Below are 24,200 nucleotides of genomic sequence, written 5' to 3'. Positions count from 1 at the left end.
ATATTGAACCTTTAGTTAAAGCGGGAAAAACCGAAAATGGAACTGGCTTAATTATTAGTTCATCTAGAGGCGTTATCTATGCTAGTGATGGAGATGATTTTGCCAGCAAAGCTAGAGAAGCTACTTTAAAACTTCGCTCAGATATCAATTTATATCGAAAATAGGTATAACAAGTGGAAGGTGTCCACTTTTGCGGGTGAAGATCAACTAAAACAGTTGGTTAGGTTCCGCTTCGCTCCACATTTTAACCAATAATTTTAGTCCGCTTAACGCGGCGTTGAGACCGTAGAATAACTCTTTTATAAGAAAAATAGTCGACTTTATGGGTTTCAAATGCATTACCTAGGGTGAGAAAAACGCTTAGAATTCGTTATAGGAGCTCTATTTTTTATTAATTTTGGCTGTTGGAGTTATTCTACAGCCTCGTTAGGCATACGGAGGCTCATGGACACATCGCGCGCTAGAAAAAAATATCTTAGCTTAATGTGGGAAATTGAAAAAAGATTAGAAGTTCTTAAGGCTTTGATTTCTGGCGAAGCTGACGTGATTTATTTAAAAGCTCAGATTGAAACTGAAGCCTTGCAATTGAGAAAATTGCTAGAATTAATAGCTTATTCATCTTTAGTTTGCCACAAGGAGCAATATAGGGCTATTCGGGAGGATATTGGCAAAGACTGGCATGCTAAACGCATTGTAAAAAAGATCGAAAATATAAATCCTAGATTTTACCCTATTCCAACAAAAGGGTATTTTGATGGTTCATGGAATGACGTCAACTCTGGTTTTCTGACTTTAAAACAATTTCAAGTTGCTTATGATTCATGTGGTGACATGCTTCATATTAAGAACCCATTTAGTAAAGTGAATAAAAGTGCAACAGCATTCCACAAGAGAGTTCCCGAGTATATAGACAGAATAGAAAAATTATTGAGTCAACATCGTGTTTATCTTCCTGATGATTATGGAGTCATTCATGTACTTACAAACTTTGGTTCAGAATCAGAATCAGAATCAGAGTTAAAGTTATGGTGGTACAGGAGAACTATAAGTACCTAACAAGCGCATTAAATCTGACGTCACACATTGTCCGATTTTTTGCTTAAAGCAAATAACGCAAAAAAGCGTTCAACATGTTCCGCAGCTTCTGCGGGCGTTAAATAGCAGGAGATATTTTGGAAATCGGCCCTTCAATTACAGATTTGTTATCCTTTGCAGCTATTTTAGTTGCTTCATTGTCCGCATTGTACGCAAGGTGGGCTTGGTCTGAAGCGCATAAAGCTAACGAACTGACTCTTCATCAGCATAAGAAAGAAATTTATGATTCATTCTTTTCCCTGAAAGGTCATATGACCCAAAATTGGGATCGTGCTGATATATCTGAAGTAGCTAAATTCTATTATCCAGCAAAGAATGCAGTATTCTATTTTGAAAAAAAGATTGCTGCTGAAATATATTCGTACTTCCAAGTTTGTTTTAATATTGCAGATCGTAACAGAGCAAACCGAGGTAATTCTGAGAGATTAGATCTTATGGATAATGCTAAGGAAGCAGATAAATTGGCCCTAGCTTTAGAAAAAAAACTTATAATACTGATCACTGTCGCTTAACGACTTGTCGTCATTTTGCAAAAATAAAAACAACAAAACTGTCGCCAAGCCTAGCGCAGTTTATTGCGGCGTTATACCTATTGACAGGACTTGCGATAGATGAACAAAATTGAATTGAGCTTAATTAAGTTCTTTGACATCGAAAGTGAAGTACGAGAACACATAAATACCCATAGATATCAAAAGGTTTTGATCTCAGTGCTAGATAACTGGAGTCAAATCTGTAGTTCTTTGGACACTCTAGGTGATACAGGGTTAGCGTTAAAAAGCTATTTTATATCTGATTTTCCTACTGAAGCAGGATTGACTTATATCTATACCTATGGACTTTTGCAGGCGTTATTTATTCAGCAGGATGCGATGAATCATTTGTCTGAAGCATTTGAAGTGTCATATGAATTGTCTGATGAACTTAAAAGCATCAGAGCAGTTAGAAATGCCTCAATAGGCCATCCAACAAAGAATAGAGTTAAGAAAACTACTTACTTTAATCACATTTCTCGGATTTCAATGAGTAAGGGGGGCTTTACTTTAGCTCGTTTTTACGACGAGGGTGAGAGTGAGTTCATCGACGTTGATTTCAAGAAAATAGTAGAAACACAGCTTACCGGTATTAATAATGCGTATGCATTAATCAGCGACAAGCTTCGAGAAATTGACGAGCAGAATAGGGCTAAATTTATGGAAAAACCTCTAACAGATATTCTTCATTCAACAATGGGGTATATGTTTGAAAAGGTAGGACAAGCAATATACTCACCATCCAATTCAAATGTTTCATTTGGTCTTAGTATGCTTGAGTCAATCGAAGAGGCATACAATAACTTCCAGAGTGCATTGCTCGAAAGGAATGAGTTACCTGACCACAATCAGTACGAACTTGATGAGTACTTTCACGGTATTAAACGATTGAAAGCTTACCTGACTAGTTCGAATGTTAATGACTTTTCAGAGGCAGATGCACAAATATTCTTGTTCTATCTGCAAAAGAGCCATAAAAGCTTTCAAAATATCGCTCGTGAAATAGACGAATATTACGTGGGAAAATAGGTATAACAAACAATTTAAGCAAAAGTCGAGTACACCCATTAATTTTGAAGAATCACAATTACTCTTCTAATTTTTTAGTGATGTAGTTTTACATGTTAAGAGGTCATTGTTATGACGCAGTCACACCAATCTCAGATATCGTTATCTGATACCCCTTATTACCATTGTATTTCCCGCTGTGTTCGTCGAGCTTATCTGTGTGGAGAAGATAAATAGACGGGAAAATCATTTACCTAGTTTCTCTGTATTAGCGGATATTTCATGGTTTATGCGTTGTTTAAACGAATTCATTGCGCGTAAAGCTGTTCTAATTTGTTCCCTGCAAATTAGTGGGAAGGTCGATTTAAATCTCAAGCACTATCAGACGAAGATACGCTATTAACTTGCATGGCTTGTGTTGATTTGAATCCAGTGCGAGCAAAAATGAGTGTCTTCATTGTGGAAAGTTTTCCACCCATTCGCCTTTCTGCTTCTGCAATTCTATGACTGAAGGCTGGTACTGTTTTGAAGCGACTGATTCTAAAGTCTTTAACATAGTCTATTAAATGAGGAGTGAATGTTTCAGTTCTCACTCCTCTAACCTAAGTTCCATGATTATTAACCAACCGTTTGATATCATTTTGCTTCTTTGATTTATCAATATTTATTATCAAACATAGGTTTTTTTGTACATATTACGCATATGCTGTTCAACACTAATGGGAGGGTATTTGGGTGATTCATTAGGGGCTAAACAAGTTGGTATGCAAGAAACAATATGCTCTGGGTTACCAGTAAAGAAAAAAGGCATGGAATATCTTTCTTTCCCACTTTTATTAATCACTCGGTGTAGAGTCGATTGATACTTATCATTGGTCCAGCTTGAAATCATATCCCCTAAATTGACAATAAAACTTCCTTTAACAGGTTTTGCATCTATCCAATATTCCTGTTTTCGATCCCATACTTGGAGGCCGCCATTATTATCTTGCAGTAATAATGTTAATCCTCCGAAATCAGTATGAGCACCACACCCTTTTTCATTTGGCAAAGGATTTTCTGGTTGCGGAGGGTAATGTAACATTCGAAGTGTAACAGCGGGTTCATGGTTGAAGGCTGCAAAGTAATTCTTTGGTAAATTGAGAGATAAAGCCAACAGGGACATTAAACTTGTGGCTAATTCAGTCATTTCATTAATATATTGATTTGATGCTTTTTGAAAACACTCGGAGTTGCTCGGCCATTGATTTTTACCATAACCAAATCGTCCTGCTTGCACCATTGGATGGTCATCAGCATACTCTGCACCTAGGTAAAATCCTTCTTTTAGATCTGGGGGCGTTCCTCCTTCAAGTGTTTGATTTTTTATAGCCTCATAACCACGATCGTTAGGAGATAATGATTTATCAATTGCCCGTTTTTGATTTTCAGGCAGGCCGAAAAAGAGTTGCATTTGCGCTAATAACTCTGATATCAAAGACTGATCAATACCATGACCAACAATATAGAAAAATCCTTTATCGGAACAAGCTTCCCTAATTTTACTGCATAATTCTTTTTCTAATTCAGGCGTAGCAGTTGAATAACCTGTAATGTCTATTATCGGTAAAGAAGTTGCTAACGCTTCTGTTTTCTTGTTTTCAGTGACCATCATTTTATATCCTCCACAAATGTATAAATACAATAGCAAGGTGAAATCGCTCTGAATATCGCTATATTTAGGTCACCCTGATGCCAGATTGGCAGCGGAATCTTCAAGTGTTAGTTGTTCGATGGCATGGCTAATTTCCCTTACTAAGAAGTCAACCGCAACAGGTAATGAGCGATGAGCTCTAACATATAAGCCAAGTTCAGAAAAAATAGTCGATGGATTGTTTATAGGGATATGTTTTAAACGTCCTTCAAGAATATCCTCTTCAATACCAATTCTAGTCTGAAAAGCGATACCCATCCCTTTTAAAGCGAACTTACGAGATAACTGAACAGAGCTAGATTCAATAATAGAACTTTTGGTGCTAACCCGTTCTTTCAAGGTCAATAACTGCTGATGTATAGAAAGTTGAGATTTACTGAGAATGAGTGGAAAAGGTAAACAGTCTTCATAACTAAGAGCATTTTTTTCTGACAATGGATGGTCGGGCGCAACCACTGCACCAAACTTAAAATTACCTACTTGCACCTGTTGTAGTTCTTTATTCCGCTGTAAATCAAATACTAACCCTATGTCTGCACGACCTTCAATTATTTCATTAGGGATAGACTTTGAACCTGAGACACTAATCCCTACACTTACATTAGGATAACGTAATTTAAACCTCTGTATTAACTCAGGTAACAAGTCAACGGTTGGCCCTTCAACACTAATAATTTCAATATGTCCTCGTTGCAATCCTTGTAGTGCTTCTAATTCAGAAAACACGCGTTCTGTGTCCTGAAGTACAATACGAACATGTTGTGCAAAGCTTTCCCCTGCAGCGGTTAATATTAACCCTTTTGGTAAGCGTTCAAATAATTGAACACCTAAATCACTTTCAAGATTTTGAATTTGCCTGCTCACGGCAGACGATGCAATATGGAGTGAACGAGCAGCCTCTCTAATAGAGCCTAATCGGTATACAGCTTCAAAATAATAAATGACAGGGGCGTGATAGCGTCTTCGAGGTTTCAAGTGAGTTCCCTTAAATTTAATAGCTGCAAAGTACAGTGTATAAACGTTATGGTTATGGCAAAGCCTAATCGTTAGTTATAAGACATAACAACGATTAAGTATATGCAAAATATTTATAAAAAATAGCGAAGGTTGGAGAAAAATAAGTTAATTAACACCATGAATTTATTGTTTTTTGAAAAATCATTTTGCATATAGGTTTATATATGATTTTGAAAAATCATTGGTTTGCGCCTACTTTCGAGAATTAGTGGATGTTCGCGTGTACGCGTTATTTAATCAAAGTGAAACGTATCAAAGAAGCAAACGAGTCATTGCCCTGCAGGTAAAGAAATGTGGCTAAGTGTTAAAAATGTCGAAACAGCAGGTCGACATTATGTACGCTACTCAGGGTATTTAAAAGATTACCGTGTTTGCCCGCTGTAAACTCAATGCATGACAAAGAAACCCACAAAAACAAGGTCGGCAGGTTCAGTTTGAAATAAATGTATCTGCAAAACCCATCTCGTATACTGATAAAATGCGAGTCAAAATAGATAGCAGTCCAGGCAGGCGAGAATACAGCAAACGACTCGGTGCTATTGAGCCTGTGTTCGGTAATATTACAGTGAATAAAGGGATGAATAAATTTACGCTGCGCGGCCAAGATAAAGTGAATACACAATGGAAAATGTACTGTCTCGTTCATAATATAGAGAAGTTAAGGAATAGTTTACATTAATCCAAGGGCTAAGCCCTTAATTCGCAATAATCCAACCTAATTAACCTCATAAACACTCTTACAACTCAATTTAATCAATCATTTATTGAAAAGTGAATAATCTATTTGAATCTCAAGTAAATATAAAATACTGTGCTTTTATAATTAAAATTCGGGCTGAGAATGAGAAATTCTACAGCCTCGTTATGTTTTTGATGAATTAAATTAAGTATGAGGTAGTATGAAAGGTCAAAGAGGGCAAAGATTATTAGAGCTGGATGCTCTTAGAGGAATCGCTGCATTAGCAGTGGTTTGCTTCCATTATTTTTATCGTTACAACGGCATATATGGTCACGAAAGTTTGATCGTAGATTGGTCTCTTGTCGGAAAACTTGGCGTCGAGTTATTTTTTATGGTCAGTGGTTTTGTTATTTTTTGGACTCTAAATAGAGCAGATAAGCCTTTAGATTTTATTGTATCTAGATTTTCTAGGCTTTATCCTGCTTATTGGTGCGCACTATTAATTACATTTTTAATTGTTTCGTTTTATGGCCTCCCAGGAAGGGAAGTATCTTTACGTGATGCATTAATAAATATTCTAATGTTTCAAGAATACTTAAAAATACCGCATGCGGATGGAGTTTATTGGACTCTTACAGTTGAGTTGACATTCTATTTTTGGATGTTTGTATTCTATCTTAGATCTAGCCTTGATAAAGCTGAGATACTATTTTCTTTTATAATTGGTTTTTCTATTTTGCATTCAATAGGCGTTATAGATATCCCCACACCTATATATAAAATTTTTATTATGAAATATCTTCCATTTTTTGTCGCTGGAATTTGTTTTTACAAAATAACAAATCAGGGCAATGATTTTAAAAGAAATATTTTTATCTTGCTTTTTTCTTTGCTATCGACTTCTGCGATATATTCTTTCAAGCATTTCTTGGTGTTTGCTGTTTTTTATATTGTATTTTATCTGGCTTTGTCAGGGCGCATGAGATTTTTGCAATTTAAACCGTTCGTTTTTATGGGTAGTATATCTTATTCCCTGTACCTTATTCATCAAAATATTGGCTACGTTATTATTAATAAGTTTTATGCAATGCAGTTTAATCCATTAATTGGAATATTGGTTTCTGTTATTTTGTGTATTGTTTTAGCAACAATTATATCTAAATTCATAGAAAAACCATCTTTAAAATATATACGCCATAGCTACAAACATAACAAGAAAATGCAGCGGATTGCCAAAAAGCTGACGCTTTTTAGCAATCGCTGATTTTGGCGTTATAAGCCAGTTGTAGCTACAAAGTTTAACTAAAGGAATAGTATGAAATCTGATGTTATCTTGCAAAGGTATATGGATCTGCCAAAGTTTCTATTCTTATTACAAAAAAGCTCATTGTTCTTGCCTAAAATGTCGATTTTCGATGATCATTTAGAGGGGGGGCTTACAGCCAATGATTATTTGTCATCCTCAAATGATGGTGCACATTTAGATGTTGCAATGAATGGCTTTGCTCCTCGGGTCAATGAAACAAAAGAGGATCGGGTAAGTCGTCTTGAAATGGCTAAAAAAGTAAGTGAAGAGATCGAACAGAGAACATTTAAAACTCCTTTTGGCGAGTACCAAAGAAATGATATAGATAAAGTATTTCCTCGATGTAGAGAGTGGATTTACGTAAGTTGCTGGCACAAATCTTTGCATGAATGTTCGGCTATGTGGTCACTTTATGGTGGTGACAACAATTCAGTTTGTATATTTACCACTGAGGAAAAACTTCTCAGTCAAGTTAACAATATTCAAGGTAATATAAATAAAATTGAATTAGAAGATGTTAAGTATATTAACCATAAAAGTGCAACGTTGAATTGTGGGGCTATCGAGCCATTTTTAGCTAAATCTTTACCATTCAGTTTTGAAAAAGAAGCTCGTTTGATAGCTTATGATCCTTGCTTAAATTTGAACTCAGCAGTAAAAAACGAAGCAAATGGAATAGAATTAACAATTACCTCTCTACCTGAGTTAATTGATAAAGTTGTAATATCTCCTAAAGCGGATGTTTGGTTTTCTGATTCAATAAAGCAACTTTGTGAGAGTAAAGGAATAAATGTTGTTACTAGCTCAACATTAAGAACAGAGCGTGTGACGAGCTTTTTTGGTGCTTTAGAACAATTGCAAGAAAAAGGCTTAGCAAAGATATAACAAGTGGACGGTGTCCACTTTTGCGGGTGAAGATCACGCATTACGGTTGTCGCGGTTTTTGCTAAAAATAAAAAGCCAGCAAAAACAGCACCAGTGTTTGCGGCGTTGAGGCTGTACAACTTCTCCCAAAAGAGCGTATTTCGCTCTTTTTGCAATCTGCCTAATTCTACAAAAAACAACCTTCAATGCGGTGATCGGTTGTGATCAAATAGTTATTATTCGTTTAGAGATAAACACGATAGCACTCTTTTAAAGTAAAGAAGAAAAGCTGATTTACTTGCCAACGTAAATTCATTTCGGTTGATTTTAATAGAAATTATTCCCGCTGTATTTCAATATATACTCTTCTAGATTGCAGTCTATTTATTTAAATAAGGTAGGCGATTAGGCGCTACTGATTTCACTCTCTTTAAAGTCAGGTTTAGTTGGATAAAGGAATGCTATGAAATAAAAGGCATCATAATCCTTAAGTATGTTTAGGATATTAAAATTAGATTGTTCAATATAATCTAATACTGCGCTAAGCATCTTTTGCATTAATATTAATGTATTGTGTGGTAATTAATCCTGCTTGTATGCCAACTTCTATCATTACGCCGTATTTGGCAGGTCGTATTATGCAAAGCTATTAAAAGCTGATTGTCATTTTTAAGGCATAGCAGAGTATTTTTTTGTCATGAATTGTTATGAAAGTAAGTCATCTATGAAGCTAAATAATTTTAAATATTTCAAAAGCAGATAGACTATAATCTTTACTCATTTTTATTCAAGAACCTATTATGTCCAAGCCTCACAACAACAGTAACCAACTTAAGTACCTGTCTGCTTATTCACCACAAGTACAGACGCAAATTCAAACCTTATTGGATCAGAATAAGTTAGGGGACTTTTTACTTAAAAAGTATCCTGAACAACACTCGATTAATAACGATAAATTATTACGTGATTATGTAATGGATATTAAAAACCGCTATTTACGTAAGTCTTCACCGTTGAGCAAAATTACTTACGATAAGAAGATTCATGTGGTGAATAATGCGTTGGGTTTACATACCTTTGTGTCGAGAGTGCAGGGCAGTAAGTTAAAGAGTAAAAACGAAATTCGCATTAGTGAAATGTTTAAGGTAGCACCAGAGCCGTTTTTGGAGATGATTGTCGTGCATGAGTTGGCGCATATACGTGAAAAAAATCACGATAAAGCCTTTTACCAACTGTGTGAGCATATGCTGCCTGATTATCATCAGTTAGAGTTTGAGATGCGTTTGTATTTAACGCAGTTAGAATTTAAAGGTGGGATTTATTAGATTTGAGGTTTGAGGGGCAAGGGACAAGGAGCAAGGGGCTAGATGATAGATGCTAGATTCGAGGGGCTAGATGCTAGATTCGAGGTTCAAGGAGCAAGGGACTAGATGATAGATGATAGATGCTAGATACTAGATTCGAGGTTCAAGGTGCAAGGAGCAAGGAGCAAGGTGCAAGGAGAAAGGTGCTAGATGTTAGGGGGTAGATTTCTCGAATCTCATACCTCATATCTCGTATCTTATATCCCTCACCTCATTCCTCAGTGTTTCTTAAATCATTTTGTAACTGCTTCATGCCTTGTTCCATTGAGACTAGGGCTTGGTAATTAAAGTCTTGTTTTGCGGCGTCTAGGTTAAAGTAATGGCTGGTGGATAACTGTTTAGCGACAAAGCGGGTCATGATTGGCTCATCTTGTTTGCCTGTTTTTAAATACCACCACTCTAATAGGGTGCCAACAAAGTATGCCAGACCACTTGGTACACGCGCGCTGACTTTATTTAAGCCAGCTACAGCTAAGATGTTATTGAGCATATCAGCCATTAGGATAGGTTGATCATTACTAATGAAGTAGGCTTTCCCAGCACACGCGGAGTTGTCTTCACTGAGTGTGACCGCCGCAATCAGGTGAGCATACACGGCATTGTCGATATAAGTGGTGTCCACTAGCTTATCTTTTTTACCTACCAGCTTTAGTTTACCGGCTTTTGCTCGCTCTATTACACGCGGTATAAGATGTGGATCGCCTGGACCCCAAATAAGGTGAGGACGTAAAGCGACGGTTTTAAGTGTTTCACTGTTAGCCTCTAAAACTTTTTGCTCTGCAACGGCTTTTGATAGCCCATAAAAGTTTAAGAATTGTTTGGCGTAGGGCTGAGATTCATCGATATAGTCTTCATCTTCACCTGCAAAAGTCACACTGGGTGTGCTGGTGTAAATAAACTTGTTAATCTTGTGCTGATGACAAGCTGCAATGATGTTTTCAGTGCCGACTACGTTGGGCTTGAAGTAACTCTCTTTATCTCCCCAAACACCGGCTTTAGAGGCCACATGAAATACCATATCGCAACCTTGCATTGCATCGATGACAGCTTGTTTATCTTGAAGGTCACCTTTGATCAAGGTGACACCTAACTCTTTGAGGTGAGGGTAGTTACCACGGGCAAAGCCAACCACTTTAATATCGACCGCACGTAAAAAACGACATAAAGCAGTACCTAAGAACCCGCCTGCACCAGTCACAAACACACAGTTTACCTGTGTCGTTAAACGCGTTAGCACAGCTTGTTGTTCTATTAAAAGTTCAGAAAAATTCAGGTTGGGTATCTGCATAGTTAACTCTGTTGTTGTGCCCAAACGGCTAATTTTTCACGGAATATTTTAGCGTTATGGCGAATATCCATAGGAAACTTCTTATGAATATAAAATAGGCTAATACCTTGAGTATGGCTATGTTTTTCAGCTAACTCTTGTAACTCAAAGAATAAACGTGAGTTATCAAGCTTGTTGTTGTCAGCGACTTCAATACAGACGGCTGGTGTTGATTTTCCATCTTTTTGTATTGTCACTAATGCACTGCGTTTAATACTTTTGTGGGTATTAAAGATGCGCTCACAGGGAATGGAGTAATAAGATTTAGCGTTTTGTAGATGATTAGATTCAACGCGATGTGCTTTACGGCCGCACATCCATAATTTACCTTGGTCATCAAGGTAACCTAAATCACCCATGCGATGCCTGATCTGATCGCCATCGTTAATCTTCGCTAATTCAGTGGCACTTTCACGACGATAATAGGTTGCACTCACTTGTGGGCCTTTTACTACAATCTCGCCAATTTCAAAAGCGGGTAAAGTTAAGTCCGAATGCCAGTTTTGGATAATATCTTCATCTATTTTGATAATGCTAATATCGACGTTATCAATGGCATAACCGACACAAATACCGCCACCTTGTTCAGTAATTTGTGCTGTTTTGAGCATCTGTTTACTACCCATTTTACTGATCGGTAATGATTCAGTTGCGCCGTAGGAGTTAATGACTTCTGCATTGCCTGTGAGCATTTCACTGAAACGGTTAATTGCGTCAATTGAAGCGGGTGCACCTGCAGATATGACGCGTTTTAAGCTGGGTAAACTATGTCGTTTGCTTTGTCCTGCTTTGCCTAATACTTCTAACAATGCTGGATTGGCAAATAGGTTAGTGCATTTGTATTTTTCAATGGCAGCAAAGATGAAGTCTGGATTAGCTTTAATGGGCTGACTAGCATCCATATCTGGCACAATGGAGGCCATGCCTAATGCTGGACCAAATAATGAGAATAGTGGAAAAGTAGCTAAGTCCATTTCACCGGATTTTATTTGGTAATCGTGTTTTAATACTTGGATCTGTGCTTCAAACATTCTGTGAGTATAAACCACACCTTTGGGAGTGCCTGTGCTACCACTGGTGAATAAGATGGCCGCTAGTTTATCTAATGGTGGTTCCTGCATTTTGAACAGGGAAGTACGCGGATATTTTTTTAATAAACTTGTGAGTTGTTTGCCGCCAGCAAGTGCAGGGCCGCCAACATTAATTACATGCTTAATGGTTTGCTTACCCCAAGCAAATAACAAACGTGCTAGCTGTGCCTTTGGGATACCGATAAAGGCTTCCGGTTGCGACTCTTCAAAGCATTGTTTTAAATTTTTAATACCCATACCTGGGTCAACTAAAATAGGCACAATACCGGCTTTGAATAATGCAAAGGTTAAGTTAAAGAAAGCAATGCTGGGTGTCACCATTAATACTGCTTTTGTGCCGGGTTTAAGACCAAACTCGGTTAAAGCAAAGGCGATATCGTCACTTTGTTGGTGTAACGTTTTAAAGTCTATCTCTTGATAGGTGAGGCCACTGCGTGTGTTTTGTTGCACACTGACGGCCAATTTATCGGGGATTTTTTGTGATGCTGTGACTAAGTGGCGACATAAGTTTCCTTTTGCCGCCTTAGCTTGTTTTTTAAGACTTCGTTTAGAAGGTTTGGTGTTGGCCATTTATGGGTTTGTCGCCATAAATTTCTGCACAATGTTAATCACTTCATTACTGGCATCTTCCAGTATGTAGTGACCACAGTCTGCAAATTCATGTATATCTGCATGAGGCATTTTTTGTTTCCAAACATCTAAAAAGTGTTTATCAAATACAAAGTCTTGTAAGCCCCAACAGATTACAGTTGGTACTTTTTGAAACTGTTGCAAGCTGTTATCGATACTTTCAACTAACTTGTAGTTACGGTCAGTTTTCACTAATGGAATATCCTGTACAAAACGTAATGTTGAGATACGGTTTTTCCAAGAGTTAAATGGCGCAACATAGGCTTCACGGATAGTTTTTGGCATTGGCTTACGCTTCACACCGACATAAGAGGCGATTGAAGAGAAAGCGTTTAAGCCACGCACTAATGCGGTACCTAAATAAGTATTCCGGCAGATCCAAAGTGGCACCGGGAATTTCTTAGTGCTTGGTAGATTAAAGGCAGCAGTGTTCAACACCACTAAACGTTTAATTCTTTCAGGGTAACGCGCTGCATAGCCCATACCAATCATACCACCCCAGTCATGAACCACTAGAGTGATGTTTTGTTTAATATCAAGGTGGTCTAACAGTGACTCTAGGTCATTAATACGCTGATTTAAGGTGTAGTCGTAATCTTTGTCTGATGGTTTATCAGATAAACCACAACCGATATGATCCGGTACGATACATTGATATTGATGACTAAGTTCCGTCACTAAGTTGCGGTAGTAGAAAGACCAGCTTGGATTACCGTGTACCATCACAACAGGTTCGCCTTTACCTTCGTTTAGGTAGTGGTATTGTTGCCCATTAAGCTTTAAAAAGTTACGTCTAAAAGGGAATAAACTATCAAAATTCATCTTACCACTCCAATCCAAGCATCATGCAGTTCAATCCACTGCCTATTCCTAAAAAGCTGACTTTGTCGCCTTTTTGTAAAAATCCATTTTCATCGGCTAATGCCGCAGTGACAGGTAAGGATACCGTGCCCATGTTGCCCAAATATTGATAAGTGGGATACTCTTTTTCAGATGGAATATTAAGTGCACTTAACACTTGTTTTTGGTTCGCTGAACCTACTTGGTGACAAATCACTTTATCAACACTGTCCACTGACCATTGTTGTTGTGATAAGAAGTCTTTCCAGGTGTCTAATGCTAGCGCAACCCCTTCTTTAAGCAGCGGCACAGCATTGGTGCGCATAAATTCACGGTGTAATTTAAGACCAACTTCCTGTAGTCCCCATTTACACAGGTCATGATGTTCTGGTGCAGATAAGTGGCTTGCACCTAATAATTTATGCTGACGTTGATTGTGTAAAGGCAAGCTGCCGTCTGTTAATAAAACTGCAACTGCGCCTGAACCACCGGTTAATGTCGCCAGTGATTGAGAAAAGTTTTGAATACTTTGGTTTGAAAGCATGTTGTCGATAGTGATATCAACAATGTGCCGTGCAGATTCACAAGACACCACTAAACCAGCCTTAATTTGACCAAGTTCAATGCGGTTTGCAATATCTAAAATACCTGATAACACACCTAAACAGGCGTTACTGATATCGTAAATAGCAGTGCTTTTATTAACACCTAATTCGGCCGCAATACGACATGCAGTAGCAGGCTCGTGTTGATCACGACATACGCCTGTGTAAACCACAGCACCAATATCGTCGACGTTCACACCTGTCTCGTTTAATGATCTTTTAGCTGCTTCGATGGCACCGTCGGATAGACGATGGTCTTTAGGCCACCATCTTCTTTGTTCAATACCTGTTAGTGCCGCAAGTTGTCCTGTTGGGATGCGCAATTTTTGATACAAAGGTGCAAGTCTAGATTCCAATTCTGAACTTGAGACCACTTCAGGGGCTAATTCATAAGCCATACTATTGATATAAACGCGGGAATATTTCATTAAACTGTAATTTTTCTCTTTAATTTTTTAAAAAGGACTTTTTAAATCAACCCTCAAACCGGAGCGCTAGATTACCGTAAATTGTTCGGTTAACAAAGTCCAATCAAGGTTGTGAATCTAATAACCGCTGATTTTTTGCAAAAGCGTTTACTTTTTATTCTTTTAGGGGCTTATTTTTCGCCATGTAACTCAGCCATTGTCGTGGTATCTGCATCTTTTTATAGATGTTATTGGAAATCGGTAAACTTTCTTGGTTAATCTTACTGGCTAATATTTCTGCAAGCAAAGGTGCACTACATAATCCTCTAGAGCCTAAACCCGTGATCAGATAAGCGTTAGGTAAAATAGGCAGTGTTAAATCTATACTTTTACCTGCCTGATAATCTTGTTTAAGTTGATCATAATCTGTTAATTCACCTAGATAAGGAAAGTGATCACGTGTTGTTGTCCGCGTTGCGACATGTGCTTGATCATTAGTAGTGATAGTGTCTACCCAAGTTTGATCTGAAATACATTTTTTAAGTTTTTGATGGTTTTCTTGCTGTTCAATTTCACGGTATTCAACACAGTCGTCGTGGCGTTTGAAGGTCGCGCCCATGCAATGTTCGCCGTGCATAGCGGGGGTTAAGTAACCTTCATGACATAGCGTCAGCTTTAAATCACTGAGATCTTCCTTACTTGGAATATGGCTCACTTGGCCTCTTGCTGCAGATAAAGGCACTGCACGGCATTGGCTAAACTTAAGTGTGTCCATACCTGCGGCGATTACAATGCATTGATGTTTGGATGTTGATGTTTGGTGTTGAACTGTAGTTACAGTTGTTAATGCCCAATTACTGGAGGTATCCGATGATTGCCGTTCAACATTATCGACACGACAACCGCAATGTATGTGTACATTAGGGTATGTTGTTAATAGTGCGATTAACGAGTTAATTAATTCTCTTGGGCTCAACCAGCCTGCAGCTGGGTAATATAAACTTTGTTGGCCAATGGGTAATCCTGCTAATTGATCTGTTTGTTGCTCTGTTAACCATTTTACTAATTTATTGGGCAGCTGTGCTTGGTTGATATTAGTTAATTTTCGATGTGCAATTTGGTCGTAAGCAAGTTGTAATAATCCATTAAACTGGTGAGAAAAGGGCACCTGTGAATCAAGGTCGTTATAAAAATTTAATGCGTATTGATAAGCATTAGTGAACAACTGACTAAGTTCATCATGTTGTTGATTAAGTAATGGGTACAACGCGCCCTGTAAGTTGCCAGAAGCGCCTGCCCCTAGTGTTTCATCTGCGCAATATACAGTGACCTTGTTACCCCGTTTAGCAAGGGACAAAGCAGTGCATAATCCTGCAATGCCACCCCCTATGATGGCCACATCAGTTTGCTGAGGTGGTTCTTTTGGAACTTGTTCCACTTCGATTGCCTGTACAACTCCCACCAACATTTCACGCTTTTTGCCATAACCTTTTCGTTTTGACATAGTAAAGCCTGCGTTGATTAAGGCGCGGCGTACAAACCCTGCCGCGGTAAAGGTTGCTAATGTGGCGGTTGGTTTACTGAGTTTATACATTTTTTCAAATAAAGCTTGGTGCCACATGTCAGGGTTTTTATGTGGGTTGAATCCATCTAGATACCAAGCGTCAGCAATGCCTAATGCGCTACCAGAAAGATTATCGATCTGCTGGTTAATATCGCCGAACCAAAGGTCTAAGAGTATTTCGCCTTGGTTAAATGAAAGGCGGTGACAACCCACTAAGGGTAATGGATATTGTTTGATCAACTCTTCAGATAAACCTGAAAATTGTTTAAATTTAGCAAGTGTTGTTTGTAGTGCTTCTATCTCTAAAGGGTATTTTTCAAAGCTAATAAAATGTAAACGTTGTAACTGTGAACTAGGATTGTTTTGTTTAAATTGGCTAAATTTTAACGCTGTTGTGAGGAAGTTTAAGCCTGACCCAAATCCTGTCTCTAAGATGCAAAACTGTTCAGAATGAAAGGTTTGCCATCTTTTTTCTATGTCGTTACCAGCAAAGAATACATATTCAGATTCATCGGCACCATGATCATTATTGAAGTAAATATCATCAAATTGTGTAGAAAATGGCTCTGACTGATCTGACCAGTCAAGTTGTGCATGGTTAATTATATTGTTTTTGTCTTGAGACAAGTTATATTCCTTGTATATTAGATCATAAGTTAAAACTGTCAGGTTGATTTAGGATAAATCACTTCACACTTGATGATCATATAATTAGTCCCTCAAGCAATAAAGGCTTAATAATGAAAAGAGCAGTAATTACAGGTATTGGCATTGTTTCTAGTATTGGTAACAATAAAGATGAAGTTTTAGCATCACTTAAAAGTGGCCAGTCGGGCATCACATTTTCTGAGCAATTTAAAGAAATTGGTATGCGCAGCCAAGTTTGGGGTGATTTAAAAATCAATCCTTCAGAGCACATTGACCGTAAAGTAATGCGTTTCATGGGTGATGCAGCAGCATACACATATCTTTCAATGCAGGAAGCGATTGAAGATGCGAAATTACCTGAAGAGATGGTTTCTAACATTCGTACTGGTTTAGTCGCAGGTTCTGGCGGCGGTTCTTCAAAAAACCAAGTTGACGCATGTCAAATCATGAAAGACAAAGGTGTTCGTCGTGTTGGTCCTTACATGGTACCGCGTACGATGGCGAGTACGACTTCAGCATGTGTTGCGACACCGTTTAAAATCAAAGGTATTAACTACTCAATGAGTTCTGCTTGTGCAACAAGTTCTCACTGTATTGGTCATGCCCTTGAGCAAATCCAACTTGGCAAGCAAGACATCGTTTTCGCTGGCGGTGGTGAAGAGTTAGATTGGACAATGGCCTGTGAGTTTGACGCAATGGGCGCATTATCTAGCAAGTACAACGAAACACCTGAAAAAGCATCTCGTACATACGATGCAAACCGTGACGGTTTTGTTATCTCTGGCGGTGGCGGTATGGTTGTCGTTGAAGAGTTAGAGCATGCACTTGCTCGTGGCGCTAAAATCTATGCTGAAATCGTAGGTTACGGTGCAACTTCAGACGGTTACGATATGGTTGCGCCATCTGGTGAAGGTGCGGTACGTTGTATGCAACAAGCACTATCAACAGTTGAAGGTAAAGTTGACTACTTAAACACTCACGGTACGTCTACGCCAGTCGGTGATGTGAAAGAGTTAGAAGCAATCAACATCGTATTTGGTGAAAATGCACCTAAAATCAGTGCAACAAAATCACAAACTGGTCACGCACTAGGTGCAGCTGGTGTTCACGAAGCTATCTACAGCATGTTAATGATGGAAAATGACTTTATCTCAGCCTCTTGTAATATCGATGAAGTTGATGAAAAAGCGATTAACCTGCCTATCGTTAAAAACAAACCTGAGCCAGCTAAACTAAACACTGTTATGTCTAACAGCTTTGGTTTTGGTGGTACAAACGCAACATTAGTATTCAAACGTTACGAATAAGTTTTTACTAATGAGATTAAAAAAGGAGCTTTGGCTCCTTTTTTTTGGTTATAGGGAATGCCTCATTGCATTTGTAACTCTACTTACATCTTCAACTAAGTTATCATTCTGCGTCAAATCTCAGTTAACTAGCTTATACAGTTAAAGAAAATAGGTTAAGTGGAAATAAGATGAAAATTTATATCGACGAAAATATGCCACACGGCAGATCATTTTTTGAATCTTTTGGTGAGGTTATTACCTTTTCTGGACGCGATGTAACTGCGCAACAGATTCAAGATGCAGATATATTATTAGTTCGCTCAATCACTAAAGTGAATGAATCTCTTCTGGCGTTAAATAAGCAAATCCAATTTGTTGGTACAGCTACCATTGGTACTGATCATATTGATATTGAATACCTACAATCGAGAAACATTGCATTTAGTAGTGCGCCTGGTTGTAATAAAATATCCGTAGCTGATTATGTGTTAAGCGCTTTGTTAGTGATGATTGAACAAGGTCAATTGTCTTTATTAACACAAAATGTTGCCATTGTTGGTGCTGGTAATACAGGTACAGCGGTTTATGATTGTTTAACAGCGATTGGGATTAACTGTCTTTTATACGATCCACCTTTGCAATTGGCAGGCGATCCACGTGAGTTCTGTACTTTTGAGCAGGTATTAACAGCGGATGTGATTTCTCTGCATGTGCCAAAAACTCTGATTGGCGAACATAAAACCTTTCATTTGTTCAATCAATCTGTGCTTGAAAAACTGAATTCACAACAAATATTGATCAATGCATGTCGTGGTGAGGTAATTGATAATAAAGCCTTATTAGCACTTGCCATTAAAGGTAACATACCTCGTTTAGTATTAGATGTATGGGAAAATGAGCCTAATATTGATAAAGCACTTTTACCTTATGTGGCATTAGCGACACCGCATATTGCTGGTTATAGCTTAGATGGCAGAGCACGGGGTACAGAGATGTTATATATTGCACTGTGCCAAAAACTACAAGTGCCGGTTACTTTAAAAAGTACTGACTTCACTGAAAAAGCAGCAATTAGTGATATAAGCATTGATGCAGAACTGTCACCAGAATTACTAAAATCATTGGTACATTTAATATATGATGTACGCAGAGATGATGCTTTATTTAGAAAAAAAGTAAATGAAGTGAACGGTTTTGATAATATGCGCAAAAATTATCCAGAAAGACGAGAACTGTCTACCTTAACGGTGACAATGTCGGATAAGTGGCAAATTTCGCCACAAATAATCGATTTAAAGAAAATTGGTTTTACTGTTAAAAACAAATAAAAGGTCAACATGAACAAAGAATACAATATTGCATTAATCGGTGAGATTGATGGTTGCATCGAAACAACGTTAGAAGTGTTATTAAAACGTGATTTCGCAATTAATAATATTTTCCCAATCAGTAGCAGTGAGTGTGATACCACTTCGGTTATGTATTCAGGTAAGCCTGTTGATGTTGTTGAGTTAGAAACATTCGACTGGCAACAAGTTGATATCGCTTTATTCCTGTCGGATAGAGAGATTGCAGCGACTTGGATCCCTGTAGCGAAAGAGCATTGTGTGGTGATTGATATCAGTGGTTACTACCTTGAATCACCTGAAGTGCCTTTAGTACAAGTGGGTGTTAACGATGATGATATCGCACGTTACAGTGACGCTAATATCATTGCTATTCCAAGCCCTGAAACGGCTCAGTTAACCTTAGCAATTAAACAAATTCATCAAGAAGTGGGTATTAAGCGTGTGACTGTTGCAGGTTATCAATCAGCTTCTACCATAGGTAAAGAGGGTGTTTCCGCTTTAGCTGGCGAAACGGCACGTTTATTGAATGCTAAAAGCATTGAGCAACACAAATTTAAACAGCAAATTGCGTTTAATGTGGTGCCACAAATTGACGAGTTTAATGAAGATGGTATTGATTTTTCTGAATTACGTTTAGCAGCTGAAACACGCCGTTTGTTAAATGACCCAGAAATGGTGGTTTCAACGACTCAGGTTGTTGTTCCTATGTTTTATGGTTGTTCTCAAGCTGTACATGTTGTTACACATTATCCAGTAGAGCTAGAAGAGGTGGCTAATGCACTTCACCATAGTGATAACATTGTATTAGCAGGTTCAGTTACTGAATATGCCAATATGATTGATGATGTTGTTGGTAATGTTGAAGTACACGTGGGTCGTTTACGTAAAGATACCTGTGATGCAGCAGGCATCAATATGTGGGTATCAGCGGATAATGTCCATTATGGCATTGCTACCAACGCTGTATTGGTAATGGAAAAATTAGCTTACACCTATTTATAATAAGATAGGTTAAGTGTTACAGTGGGCTAGATCGCAATTCTAGCCTACACGCTTGTTTTATAAGATCATCTTTTGCTTGTCCTGGTTTATTATAATTATAATATTTTGCAATTCCCTTACAAGGATCGTTTATGAATCGCATGTTACTTGCTGTTGTTTCTTGTCTTCCATTATTATTCAGTGCGCACAGTGCACAAAGTGTTGAGTTAGTTGGCCCAAATGATGAGCCACAAGTTACCCCATCATCGGTGTCGGTGACTGCTCCGAATAATACAACTCCTGTTCGTTATGGTCCTGTAACAGCAAACGAAACATTATGGTCGATCTCTAATAAATTACGCCCTAATAACAATGTTAGTGTGTATCAAACATTAGTTGCTATCTATAAAACCAATCCAACTGCTTTTCGTAATGGCGACATCAACAAAATCATTGCTACCTCGGTGATTGATGTACCTAGTTTAGCGGTTATTTCCCAACAAACTAACGCTGAAGCTTTTCGTTTATTAAGAATAACCAACACGCCTGCTGCGCCTGCAGTAAAACCCGCGACACCTGTGGTTCCGGAGAAGGTAGAGCCAACTGTAGAAGAACTAGCTCAAGCTGAAGCAGGGGCTGAAGAGATTGAAACTGTAGCAGAAGAAGGGCAAAAAACTGCACCAGAAACAACTAACGCAACTAATGAACAGTTACTGAAACTTGAACAAGAGTATGCGGCGCTTAATGAACAGTTAATTCAAGCAACAGAATCTAACCAACGTTTAAAATTAAAATTACAGCCTTTAAGTGACCAAATACATACGCTATCTGAACAAGTTGAAGAAGATATCAATGTACAAATAGAGTTGCAGGCATTGATTGACCAATATAAAGCTGAGATCGAAGCTTTTGAAGCTCCACCTTTTAGTGGTCCTGGTTTGTTAAATCAAATTCTCAGCTCTATTACTGGCTCAGCCTCTACGTTATTGTTAACTATTCTTTCTCCGCTTTTACTGTTAACAGCCTTATTCCTGTTAATTTTACGTATTAAATCAAAACGAGAATTAGCATTAAAAGAGCAAGAGCTTGCTGAGTCAACGGCGCTGTTAGAGGAAGAAGATAATGAGTTTGATTCATTATTTGCCACTGACGTTAGTGAAGAAGAGCCTGAACCAAAGGAAGATGATGCAGATTTAACGATTATCGAAGAGCAAGTGTCAGAAGAAGATGAGCTAACAACTAGTACTGACACAGAGTTAATTGAAGATGAACATGCATCAACTATCGAAGATGAACTTGATATCGACATTGATGCGGTTATTAATGGCGATGATGAAGTTATTGAATTATCTGAATCGGATTTAGAGTTAGACGAAGAGACATCACAGAGTGATTTGGATTTAGCGGCACAATGGGAATCTGAACTTGCAGAGTTAGAAACAAATGACGAAGAGCAAGTGGATCTAGATGAGTTTGATTTTGATTCAGTGGATCAAACACCTTTAGAGCCAATTAAATTAGATGAAGTGGAAGCTGAATTAGAAGCGAGCACTGATGATCTTACTATTGAAGAAGAGTCTCAACCTGAAGCAATTCCTGAAGTTGAAGAGCTGTTAACTGAGACAAGTTCAGAACCGTCAGCTGAAGTAGAATCTGCAACAGATTCTAGCTTAGATGTTGAAGAAGAATCGCAACCTGAAGCTATTCCTGAAGTTGAAGAACTATTAACAGAAACAAAGCCAGAACCGTCAGCTGAAGTAGAACCTGCAATAGATTCTAGCTTAGATGTTGAAGAAGAATCGCAACCTGAAGCAATTCCTGAAGTTGAAGAGCTATTAACAGAAACAAAGCCAGAACCGTCAGCTGAAGTAGAATCTGCAATCAATACCAGCCTAGATGTTGAAGAAGAATCGCAACCTGAAGCGATTCCTGAAGTTGAAGCGCTATTAGATGAAACGGCTGCAGAGAATGAATTACTAGCAGAAGCTGAACCAGAAACGCCACTAGACAGTGATGCATTATTAACAGAAAGCGATGCAGAGGATGAAACTGCTGCTGAAACAATGTCTGATATTGATAAGCTGTTAAGTGAATACCCTGAAGACCTTGAGTTATCTGATGATGAACAACCACTAGATCTAGAACAGTTATTAGCGGAAAGTAGTTCAGAACTTGATGAAGAGTTTGAAACTGAAACAGAGATTGATGATCAGCCTGAAGCTGAGCTTGATACTGAAGATACGTTAGATTTAGAAGAGTTATTAGCAGAAACTAGTTCAGAGGTTGAGGAAGAGCTTGAATCTGATATTGCCCAAGCTGCTGCTGAACATGCAAAACAAGTTGAAGATGACAGTGATGAACTGGATTTTACCGACCCTGATACCTTAGCTAAACAATTAAGCAGTAATGCATTTAATGAGGAAGCAGAGTTACCAAAATTCGATAAATCTGATGATAAAGGATTTATTGATATTGATACCTTGCTTACCAATGACGATGGGCAAGACCTCACTGAAGAAGAGTTTGATTTAGACTTTGGTTTAGATGAGTTCCCAGATGTGGTGGAATCCTTTGCTGAGTTTGATACCGATGCCGATGGCGTTGCTGCTCAATTAGATTTAGCGAGAGCTTACTTAGAAATTGACGAAAAAGAGAGTGCTAAAACTATCTTAACGGAATTACTAGAGAACGCACCTGAAGACAAACTTAAAGAGGTTAAAAAACTGTTCGATAAAATCAGTTAATCACCTTACTTTAAATAACAGCTAACAGTTATTTTCATGTGTTACCTAAGCCAGCTTTGCTGGCTTTTTAAATTGGAAAGAAATATATGCGCCCAATCATCTTAGATGTAGCCGGTTATCAATTAACAGCAGAAGAACAAGAATACTTAGCTCACCCATTTGTTGCAGGTGTTATTTTATTTACACGCAATTTTGATAATGTGGTGCAATTAAAAGAGCTAGTACAACAAATTAGATTTTATGCCAAACAACCGATTATTGTTGGTGTTGACCATGAAGGAGGGCGCGTACAACGTTTTCGTGAAGGGTTTACCCATTTACCTGCTTGTGGTGATTTGTTATCTAAAACTAATTCATTACAAGAAACGCTATCTTTAGCGAAAGCTAGTGCCTTTGTGATGGCCAGTGAATTAATTGCTTGTGATATCGACTTAAGTTTTGCCCCAGTGTTAGATATCAATGGTATATCAGATGTCATTAGAGAGCGTGCTTTTAGTGATGATAAAAAGCAAGTTACTGAAATCGCATCGGCTTACATCGATGGAATGAAACTCGCAGGCATGGCATCAACGGGTAAACATTTCCCTGGGCATGGCAGCGTAAAAGCAGACTCCCATATCGCTTTACCCGTAGACTCACGATCCAAACAAACTATTTTTGAACAGGATATGTTACCGTTTAAAAAGTTAATTGCAGCGCAACAATTAGATGCCATTATGCCATCACATGTGGTCTATTCAGAGTGTGATGATTTACCCTGTGGCTTTTCTGATTATTGGTTACAACAGGTATTAAAAAAACAGCTAGGTTTTAAAGGTGCCGTGATCAGTGATGATATTTCTATGCACGGAGCAAGCTTTGTAGGCGATCACCTATCCCGTGCGGAAGGGGCATTGTCTGCAGGGTGTGACTTTATTCTGGCTTGTAATGATGCCGCTGCTGCTATGACCATTTTAGATGGGTTATCAGTAAAACCCACTGAGAGTTTGACCTTAATAAACGCGTTATCGGCGAACAAAGAGAAACAAGTTATGCCGTTAATTGAAAATAAATTGTGGCAACAAGCGAAACAATCAATAGATCAATTTAATGAAAAATACTAATTCTCTGGTTTGTTTTCACAAACATAACAGTTATTTACAGATTTTATACGCTAAATTAGATAC

Annotated in this window: 19 protein-coding genes and 1 pseudogene; 13 read left to right on the top strand and 7 right to left on the bottom strand. The window is 38.1% G+C overall.

Translation table 11 applies throughout. The annotated features are described in order from the left end of the window. Positions 1-444 precede the first annotated feature (444 nt). From DS885_RS04600 to DS885_RS17735, 4 genes and pseudogenes are all read left to right on the top strand, one after another. Positions 445-1,056 (top strand): hypothetical protein, encoded by a 612-nt coding sequence (locus DS885_RS04600; protein ID WP_113818227.1) that lies wholly within the window; start codon positions 445-447, stop codon positions 1,054-1,056. 116 nt (positions 1,057-1,172) lie between these two features. Further along, a complete protein-coding gene (locus DS885_RS04595; protein ID WP_113818226.1) occupies positions 1,173-1,607 on the top strand; it encodes a hypothetical protein in 435 nt (144 codons plus the stop codon). A 99-nt stretch (positions 1,608-1,706) separates the two neighbouring features. After that, entirely contained in the window at positions 1,707-2,657 is a 951-nt protein-coding gene (locus tag DS885_RS04590) for a hypothetical protein (protein ID WP_113818225.1), read from the top strand. A gap of 111 nt (positions 2,658-2,768) precedes the next feature. Further along, positions 2,769-3,086, top strand: a pseudogene (locus DS885_RS17735) (hypothetical protein); the annotation flags it as partial. A 220-nt stretch (positions 3,087-3,306) separates the two neighbouring features. On the opposite strand, the gene DS885_RS04580 reads toward DS885_RS17735, so the two are convergent. Both DS885_RS04580 and DS885_RS04575 read right to left on the bottom strand, forming a co-directional pair. Then, positions 3,307-4,290 (bottom strand): isopenicillin N synthase family dioxygenase, encoded by a 984-nt coding sequence (locus tag DS885_RS04580; protein ID WP_258546843.1) that lies wholly within the window; start codon positions 4,288-4,290, stop codon positions 3,307-3,309. A gap of 69 nt (positions 4,291-4,359) precedes the next feature. Next, entirely contained in the window at positions 4,360-5,304 is a 945-nt protein-coding gene (locus tag DS885_RS04575) for a LysR family transcriptional regulator (protein ID WP_113818224.1), read from the bottom strand. A 481-nt stretch (positions 5,305-5,785) separates the two neighbouring features. Here DS885_RS04575 and DS885_RS17730 point away from each other — a divergent pair, with 481 nt between their 5' ends. The 4 genes from DS885_RS17730 to DS885_RS04555 all read left to right on the top strand — a co-directional run bounded on the left by DS885_RS17730 (position 5,786) and on the right by DS885_RS04555 (position 9,520). Further along, entirely contained in the window at positions 5,786-6,025 is a 240-nt protein-coding gene (locus tag DS885_RS17730) for a transposase (RefSeq protein WP_309472378.1), read from the top strand. A gap of 220 nt (positions 6,026-6,245) precedes the next feature. Further along, positions 6,246-7,289, top strand: coding sequence for an acyltransferase family protein (locus DS885_RS04565; protein WP_113818223.1), 1,044 nt, complete (start codon positions 6,246-6,248; stop codon positions 7,287-7,289). Between the two features lie 51 nt (positions 7,290-7,340). Further along, positions 7,341-8,216 carry a DUF2971 domain-containing protein gene (locus DS885_RS04560; protein ID WP_113818222.1) on the top strand — a complete coding sequence of 292 codons (876 nt, stop codon included), beginning with the start codon at positions 7,341-7,343 and terminating at the stop codon, positions 8,214-8,216. Positions 8,217-8,995: 779 nt separating this feature from the next. Further along, the gene (locus DS885_RS04555; protein ID WP_113818221.1) at positions 8,996-9,520 is read left to right on the top strand and encodes a M48 family metallopeptidase; all 525 of its coding nucleotides are present in this window, start codon (positions 8,996-8,998) and stop codon (positions 9,518-9,520) included. A 250-nt stretch (positions 9,521-9,770) separates the two neighbouring features. On the opposite strand, the gene oleD is transcribed toward DS885_RS04555, so the two are convergent. The 5 genes from oleD to mnmC all read right to left on the bottom strand — a co-directional run bounded on the left by oleD (position 9,771) and on the right by mnmC (position 16,650). Beyond that, on the bottom strand, positions 9,771-10,847 hold the full coding sequence (gene oleD / locus DS885_RS04550; protein WP_113818220.1) for a 2-alkyl-3-oxoalkanoate reductase: 1,077 nt from the start codon (positions 10,845-10,847) through the stop codon (positions 9,771-9,773). 2 nt (positions 10,848-10,849) lie between these two features. After that, positions 10,850-12,547, bottom strand: coding sequence for an olefin beta-lactone synthetase (gene oleC, locus DS885_RS04545; protein WP_113818219.1), 1,698 nt, complete (start codon positions 12,545-12,547; stop codon positions 10,850-10,852). Next, the gene (locus DS885_RS04540; protein WP_113818218.1) at positions 12,548-13,429 is read right to left on the bottom strand and encodes an alpha/beta fold hydrolase; all 882 of its coding nucleotides are present in this window, start codon (positions 13,427-13,429) and stop codon (positions 12,548-12,550) included. 1 nt (position 13,430) lies between these two features. After that, the gene (locus DS885_RS04535) at positions 13,431-14,480 is read right to left on the bottom strand and encodes a 3-oxoacyl-ACP synthase III (protein WP_113818217.1); all 1,050 of its coding nucleotides are present in this window, start codon (positions 14,478-14,480) and stop codon (positions 13,431-13,433) included. 154 nt (positions 14,481-14,634) lie between these two features. Next, positions 14,635-16,650: a bifunctional tRNA (5-methylaminomethyl-2-thiouridine)(34)-methyltransferase MnmD/FAD-dependent 5-carboxymethylaminomethyl-2-thiouridine(34) oxidoreductase MnmC gene (mnmC, locus tag DS885_RS04530; RefSeq protein ID WP_113818216.1), complete on the bottom strand. Its 2,016-nt coding sequence runs from the start codon at positions 16,648-16,650 to the stop codon at positions 14,635-14,637. A gap of 113 nt (positions 16,651-16,763) precedes the next feature. On the opposite strand from mnmC, the gene fabB reads away from it, so the two are divergent. The 5 genes from fabB (at position 16,764) to nagZ (ending at position 24,137) form a co-directional block, all read left to right on the top strand. Then, a complete protein-coding gene (gene fabB / locus DS885_RS04525) occupies positions 16,764-17,978 on the top strand; it encodes a beta-ketoacyl-ACP synthase I (RefSeq protein ID WP_113818215.1) in 1,215 nt (404 codons plus the stop codon). A gap of 170 nt (positions 17,979-18,148) precedes the next feature. Further along, positions 18,149-19,288, top strand: a complete 1,140-nt coding sequence (locus tag DS885_RS04520; RefSeq protein WP_113818214.1) for a 4-phosphoerythronate dehydrogenase — start codon at positions 18,149-18,151, stop codon at positions 19,286-19,288. A 9-nt stretch (positions 19,289-19,297) separates the two neighbouring features. Next, entirely contained in the window at positions 19,298-20,311 is a 1,014-nt protein-coding gene (locus DS885_RS04515; RefSeq protein ID WP_113818213.1) for an aspartate-semialdehyde dehydrogenase, read from the top strand. Positions 20,312-20,442: 131 nt separating this feature from the next. Beyond that, complete coding sequence (locus DS885_RS04510) at positions 20,443-23,034, top strand: FimV/HubP family polar landmark protein (protein WP_113818212.1); 2,592 nt, start codon at positions 20,443-20,445, stop codon at positions 23,032-23,034. 86 nt (positions 23,035-23,120) lie between these two features. Next, entirely contained in the window at positions 23,121-24,137 is a 1,017-nt protein-coding gene (gene nagZ / locus DS885_RS04505; RefSeq protein WP_113818211.1) for a beta-N-acetylhexosaminidase, read from the top strand. Positions 24,138-24,200: the final 63 nt, after the last annotated feature.

The organism is Psychromonas sp. B3M02 (assembly GCF_003318165.1).
In the GTDB taxonomy this organism is placed as follows: domain Bacteria; phylum Pseudomonadota; class Gammaproteobacteria; order Enterobacterales; family Psychromonadaceae; genus Psychromonas.
This window is presented reverse-complemented; position numbering and strand designations above follow the sequence as displayed.